The sequence below is a fragment of the Brevibacillus gelatini genome, assembly GCF_003710935.1.
Lineage (GTDB): Bacteria > Bacillota > Bacilli > Brevibacillales > Brevibacillaceae > Brevibacillus > Brevibacillus gelatini.
Genome location: NZ_RHHS01000076.1, coordinates 1 through 720, shown reverse-complemented (window position 1 = coordinate 720; position 720 = coordinate 1). Strand labels below are relative to the sequence as shown.

Annotated in this window: 1 protein-coding gene; it reads left to right on the top strand. The window is 34.4% G+C overall.

Going from position 1 to position 720, the window contains the following annotated elements; all coding sequences use genetic code 11:
• Positions 1-478: 478 nt before the first annotated feature.
• Complete coding sequence (locus tag EDM57_RS22690; protein WP_122906942.1) at positions 479-697, top strand: hypothetical protein; 219 nt, start codon at positions 479-481, stop codon at positions 695-697.
• The last annotated feature ends 23 nt before the right edge of the window (positions 698-720 follow it).

Sequence of the window (720 nt, the reverse complement as noted above, 5' to 3'; positions counted from 1 at the left end):
AGTGTATATAAATGCCAAATGGACGGAACTACCTTTGTGGGTCACTCCGTTCTTTAGCCATTTGGAAGTGGAATTTAGTTCAGAAAAATCAGTTTATTAATCCTGGCGATTTTTATGCAACGCTAGTGATATAACTCTATTTATATAGGTGGCGAAAAAAATGACATAATTGGAGAAAAGGTAGTTTTTGTAAATAGAACATGCTGTTGCAGAACGTTCATCGTCTTTATCTATTCTTTATAGTTCTATCTTCTTGTTTTTACTGTGTCAATTTTGCTCACATTCGAGCATGGATGATTGATGTGTAATGTCAATTTTGCTCATTCTAATGCAGAAATGAGAAGCAGAAATGTCAGTGCTCTATTTGGCTTTAGTTACTTTTTTACAGTTACATACCTTTCGCTTAATTACTCGTTTCAATTATGGTATATTCAGTCAACAGGGAATAACAGTAAATTAGTTATTGGGGGAGTAAAAAATGTTTGCTATTGAACAGTGTGTAATGTGTGGATGCAAAGATGTTCCAAACCAAACGCTCACTATTCCAGTGAATATGCAAGGCATAGTGTCGGTTAATGTTTTGGGCGCAAAATGTTCGAATCCAGATTGCTTAGAGGAATATTATGATAGCGAAACTACTGAACTGGTACGAAAGATTAAAAAACTGACATATGATGGTTTGACATTAGACAAATAAATCTGAGAGCGTAAAAAGTTTTG